The sequence below is a fragment of the Streptomyces silaceus genome (assembly GCF_001419745.1).
GTDB classification, from domain to species: Bacteria; Actinomycetota; Actinomycetes; order Streptomycetales; family Streptomycetaceae; genus Streptomyces; species Streptomyces silaceus.
On record NZ_LIRJ01000620.1, the window covers coordinates 1 to 5,075 of the forward strand.

5 protein-coding genes are annotated in these 5,075 nt (G+C 74.2%); 1 reads left to right on the top strand and 4 read right to left on the bottom strand.

Going from position 1 to position 5,075, the window contains the following annotated elements; genetic code table 11:
- Positions 1 to 719 (top strand): carbohydrate-binding protein (locus tag AOK22_RS37830; RefSeq protein ID WP_055703179.1); only part of this gene is annotated, 719 nt, incomplete at its 5' end.
- Positions 720 to 743: 24 nt separating this feature from the next.
- Here the strand turns inward: AOK22_RS37830 and AOK22_RS37835 are convergent.
- The 4 genes from AOK22_RS37835 to AOK22_RS37850 all read right to left on the bottom strand — a co-directional run bounded on the left by AOK22_RS37835 (position 744) and on the right by AOK22_RS37850 (position 4,982).
- Entirely contained in the window at positions 744 to 1,592 is an 849-nt protein-coding gene (locus AOK22_RS37835) for a class II fructose-bisphosphate aldolase (protein ID WP_055703180.1), read from the bottom strand.
- 94 nt (positions 1,593 to 1,686) lie between these two features.
- The gene (locus AOK22_RS37840; protein ID WP_055703181.1) at positions 1,687 to 2,625 is read right to left on the bottom strand and encodes a 1-phosphofructokinase family hexose kinase; all 939 of its coding nucleotides are present in this window, start codon (positions 2,623 to 2,625) and stop codon (positions 1,687 to 1,689) included.
- 181 nt (positions 2,626 to 2,806) lie between these two features.
- A complete protein-coding gene (gene nagA / locus AOK22_RS37845; protein ID WP_055703182.1) occupies positions 2,807 to 3,946 on the bottom strand; it encodes an N-acetylglucosamine-6-phosphate deacetylase in 1,140 nt (379 codons plus the stop codon).
- Between the two features lie 7 nt (positions 3,947 to 3,953).
- Positions 3,954 to 4,982 carry an ROK family protein gene (locus AOK22_RS37850; RefSeq protein ID WP_237773552.1) on the bottom strand — a complete coding sequence of 343 codons (1,029 nt, stop codon included), beginning with the start codon at positions 4,980 to 4,982 and terminating at the stop codon, positions 3,954 to 3,956.
- Between the last annotated feature and the right edge of the window lie 93 nt (positions 4,983 to 5,075).

Here is a 5,075-nt window from a genome sequence, read left to right on the forward strand (position 1 = left end):
CCCACTACACCGCCCCCGAGGCCCAGCCCGGCGGCGCCCCCGTCGCCGGCCCCCCGTACGCGCCCGCGCCCTCGGGCCGGGGCCGGGGCCCCAACAGCAAGGGGCTGCTGATCGCCGCCATCGCCGTGGTCGCGGTCGTCGCCATCGGGATCGGCGCCGCGGTGATCTTCGGCGGCGACGGCGACAAGGGCGACGGAGGCGGCGAGGCCGGCGGCAAGCCGTCGCAGGCCGAGTCCGTCCAGCCGAGCGAGAAGCCGACCAAGAAGCCCGAGAAGGAAGCCGAGCTCCCCAAGACCGACGCCAAGGCCCTGAAGCTGGAGGGCGGCACGAGCACGGCCTCCGACATCGAGGGCGCCAAGGCCGCGGGCGGGGTGTACGTGGCGGGCTTCGACAAGGTCGGCGCGCAGCTCACCTGGACGGTCAACGGCATCGAGAAGGGCGGCAGCTACAGCCTCCGGGTGAACTACGGCGTCCCCGGCAAGGACTCCAACGCCACCATCCTCGTCAACGGCAAGAAGCAGACCCGCCCCCTGAACATGAAGAACTTCGCCGGCGCGAAGGAGGGGGAGTGGGACAAGGGCTGGACCAACACCTGGGCGGTCGTCCAGCTCACCAAGGGCACCAACACCATCACGCTCACCTGCGACCAGAGCAACCTCTGCGGCAGCGTCGGCGCGAACATCGACCAGATGTGGCTCGTCGAGGGCAGCAACGGCTAGCCCCCGACAGCCCGCCTCCCGGGGCTACTTGAGCAGCCCCAGGAACCCCGCCACCGTCCCGGCCATCGCCTCGCGAGCCGGGACGAGGTACTTCCGGGGGTCGACGCCCTTGTCGTGGGCGGCCAGATAGGCGCGGACCTCGCCGGTGAACGCCGTGTTGAGGGCCGTGCCCACGTTGATCTTCACCATGCCGGACGCGACCGCGCCGCGGATCTCGTCGTCCGGCACGCCGCTCGACCCGTGCAGGACGAGCGGGACGGGGACGGCCGCCGCGAGCGAGGCGATCAACTCGTGGTCCAGGGACGCCGTGCGCTCCGTCATCGCGTGCGAGGAGCCCACCGCCACCGCGAGGGCGTCCACGCCCGTCTCCGCGACGTACGCGGCCGCCTCGGCCGGATCCGTGCGCACGCCCGGCGCGTGGGCGTCCAGCGGCGCCTCGCCCTCCTTGCCGCCCACCTTGCCGAGCTCCGCCTCCACCCAGATGTCCCGCTCGTGGCCCCAACGCACCGCGTCCGCCGTCGCCTTCACGTTCTCGCCGTACGACAGCTTCGAGGCGTCGAACATCACCGAGCTGAAGCCCTCCGGGTGCGCGGCCCGCAGCAGCTCGACGTCGGTGACGTGGTCCAGGTGGAGGGAGAGGCGGGCCGTGGAGGCGCGGGCCACCGCCGCCGTCGCCGCGGCGATCGCGGACAGCCGGCCGCCGTGGAACCTCACCGCGTTCTCGGATATCTGCAGGATCGCCGGGGCCCCGGCCCGCTCGGCGCCCAGCGCGACGGCCTCCGCGTGCTCCAGCGTGATGACGTTGAACGCGGCGACGCCATGACCCGCGGCGCGGGCCTCCGCGACGAGTTCTCCGGTGCTGACGAGTGGCACGATGCTCCCCAATTCCCAGGGCGCTGCGCCCCGTTGTGCGGTGCGGACACGACTCTGTGCGTACGGGCTCTGCGTACGGACGCGGGATACGGCGCTAGGTGCCGGCGGAGACGGCTCCGGTGACCGCGACGCGCGGCAGCAGGTCTTCGTACGTAGCGGGATCGAACTCGCCCGCCACCGGCGCCACCACCGTCGCGGCGGACAGCGCGACCGCGCGGGCCAGGCGCTCCGGCCACGGCAGCCGCTCGGCGAGGCCGGAGAGCAGCCCCGCGACCGCCGAGTCGCCGGCGCCCGTCGGGTTGCCGTGCACGCGGGCCGGGGGCGCGGCGCGCCAGCCGCCGTCGGGGGTGAGGGCGAGCAGGCCGTCGGCGCCCAGCGAGGCGACCACGGCGTGCGCGCCCCTGCGGCGGGCGTCGCGGGTGGCCTGCGCGGGCTCGTGGGAGCCGGTCAGCTCGGCGAGTTCGTCGGCGTTGGGCTTGACGATGTCGGGGCGGGCGGCGACGCCGCGGCGCAGCGGTTCCCCGCTGGTGTCGAGCAGGACGGGGACGTCCGCGGCGCGGGCGGCGCGCACCAGGAGGGCGTAGGCGCCGACGGGGACGCCGGGCGGCAGGCTGCCGCAGAGGGCGACCGCGGCGACGTCCTTGCCGTGCACCAGCCCTTCGTAGGAGGCCAGGAAGGCGGTCCACTCGGCGGGGGTGACGGCCGGGCCCGGTTCGTTGAGCTGGGTGGTGTCGCCGGTCGTCGCGTCGACGACGGCGAGGGTGCGGCGGGTGGCGCCGGCGACCGGGGCGAGCGCGTCCGTGAGGCGGGGCTCGGGGGCGAGGTGCTCGCGCAGGGTGCGGCCGGTGTCGCCGCCCGCGAAGCCGGTGACGGTCACGTCGTGGCCGAGGGCGGCGAGCACGCGGGCGACGTTCAGGCCCTTGCCGCCGGGGCGTTCGGTCACTTCGGTGACGCGGTGCGAGGCGTGCGGGACGAGGGCGGGGACGCGGTAGGTGAGGTCGAGGGCGGCGTTGAGCGTGACGGTGAGTATCACTCGTACCACCCCCCGAAGTACCTGGCCGTACGTCGTCCGCACGGAACCGGGAACGCGCTTGCCGTCGGCCTCTTCCGGGGTCTGATCATGCCAAACAGAAGGCGGTTGGCCCAGGGGTGAGGGCCAACCGCCTTCTGTTGCTTGACGTGTGAACGGGTGGTGGAATCACCCGAGTTGGGGGCTAAAGGGGGTCAACCACCCATTCGCCCTTGCGCATCACGCCCTTGACGTCGAAGGCCGCGTCCAGGACCACCAGGTCCGCGTCCTTGCCGGGCTCCAGGGAGCCGACCCTGTCGTCCAGGCCCAGGAGCCTGGCCGGGTTGGCGGAGATGGCGCGGACGGTGTCCTCGACGGAGAGGCCGTCGACGGTCACCGAGCGCTTGAACGCGCGGTCCAGGGTGAGGGTCGAGCCCGCGATGGAGCCGCCCTCGACCAGGCGCGCGACGCTGTCCCTCACCTCGACCTCCAGCGGGCCGAGCATGTAGCGGCCGTCGCCGAAGCCGGCCGCGTCCATCGCGTCGGTGATCAGGGCGACGCGGGCGGGGCCCGCGTGGTGGAAGGCCAGCTCGAAGGCGGCCTTGTGCAGGTGGGTGCCGTCGTTGATGAGCTCGACGGTGACCCGCTCGTCCTCCAGGAGGGCGGCGATGGGACCGGGGGCGCGGTGGCCGAGGGCCGGCATGGCGTTGTAGAGGTGCGTGGCGACGGTGGCGCCCGCGTCGATCGCCTCGGCGGTCTGCTCGTACGTCGCGTCCGTGTGGCCGATGGCCGCGATCACGCCGTGCTCGGCGAGGAGACGTACGGAGTCGATGCCGCCCGGCAGTTCGGTGGCGAGCGTGACCATCCTGGCCTGGCCGCGGGCGGCGTCGATCAGCTTGCGGACGTCCGCCGGGTCGGGGTCGCGCAGGAGGGCCTCGCTGTGCGCGCCCTTGCGGCACGGCGAGATGAAGGGGCCCTCGAAGTGGATGCCGGCGAGGTCGCCCTGCTCGGCGAGTTCGGAGAGCAGACCGGCGCGCTGGGCGAGGAAGTCCATCTCGCCGGTGACGGTCGAGGCGACGACGGTGGTGGTGCCGTGCAGGCGGTGCGTGTGGATGCCCTTGAGGACGTCCTCGACGGTGCCCGAGGTGAAGGAGGCGCCGCCGCCGCCGTGGTTGTGGATGTCGACGAAGCCGGGGACCACCCAGTGGCCGCTGAGGTCGAGGGTCTCCGCGTCCGCGGGAGCGCTCCCGGCGATGCGGCTGCCGTCGACGATCACGCGGCCGTCGGTGAGGGTCCCGGTGGGCAGAACCACCTGTGCACCGGCGAGAACCTTGCTAGTGGCCATCAGGTGGCTACCTCCGTGGGGTCGGGCTGCTGGTTTCGGTCTGCGGGTCGGGCTGTGGCGCGGTCGGCGGTTCGGTACGCGCGGTGCCGGGCCGGTCGCCGTCCCGCTCGGTCCGCCGGTCGACGAGGTCCCAGGCGAGCAGGCCCGCGCCCAGGCACCCGGCGGTGTCGCCGAGGGCCGCGGGGACGATCTCCGGCAGCGTCTGGAACTGGACGATGCGTGCCGCGACGGCGGCGCGCAGCGGCGTGAACAAGGTTTCCCCGGCCTCGGCCAGTCCGCCACCGATGATCAGGGTGTGCGGGTCCAGCAGAGTGAGGGCGGTGAGGAGGCCGTCGGCGAGGGCGTCGACGGCGTTGCGCCAGACCTCCTGGGCGCGGGGGTCGCCGGACTCCACGGCCTTCGCGCAGTCCGCGGCGTCCGCCTCCGGGTCGCCGCTGGCCTCGGCCCAGGCCTTGCTGACCGCGGAGGCGGAGGCGAGGCGCTCCAGGCAGCCGCGCTGGCCGCAGCCGCAGGGCGGGCCGTCGGGGCGGACGACGATGTGGCCGATCTCGCCGGCGGAGCCGTGGGCGCCGGGCTCGATGGTGCCGCCGATGCCGATGGCGCCGGCGATGCCGGTGCCGAGGGGGACGAACAGGAAGCGGTCGGCGCCCTTGCCCGCGCCGATGCGGCCCTCGGCGAGGCCGCCGGTGCGGACGTCGTGGCCCAGGGCCACGGGGACGCCTTCCAGGCGGGCGCTGAGGAGGTCCCGCAGGGGGACGTCGCTCCAGCCGAGGTTGGCCGCGTACACGGCGATGCCGCGGTCGGCGTCGACGATGCCGGGGACCGTGACGCCGGCCGCTTCGGCGGGCTGGCCGAAGCGGGCGATGCCGTGGGCGCGGAGGTCCGCGGCGAAGTCGAGGATGGACTCGACGACGGCGTCGGCGCCGCGGTCGCGGCCGGTCGGGCGGCGGGCCTCGTGGAGCAGGGTGCCGTCCGCGCCCACCAGGGCGGCCTTCATTCCGGTGCCGCCCACATCGAGGGCGATGACGTGTCTCACGGGGAACAGTCTCGCGCGTCACCCCGCGAGAGGTCTAGTCCACTCCGCCCACTTGCGGTGGCCGAAGGTCCTTTTCGCCCCCGTACGGGGGCG

What these genes read in the sequence shown, in the direction of transcription:
- nagA (WP_055703182.1), bottom strand. Translation starts at nt 3,946, where the DNA reads ATGGCCACTAGCAAGGTTCTCGCCGGTGCACAGGTGGTTCTGCCCACC.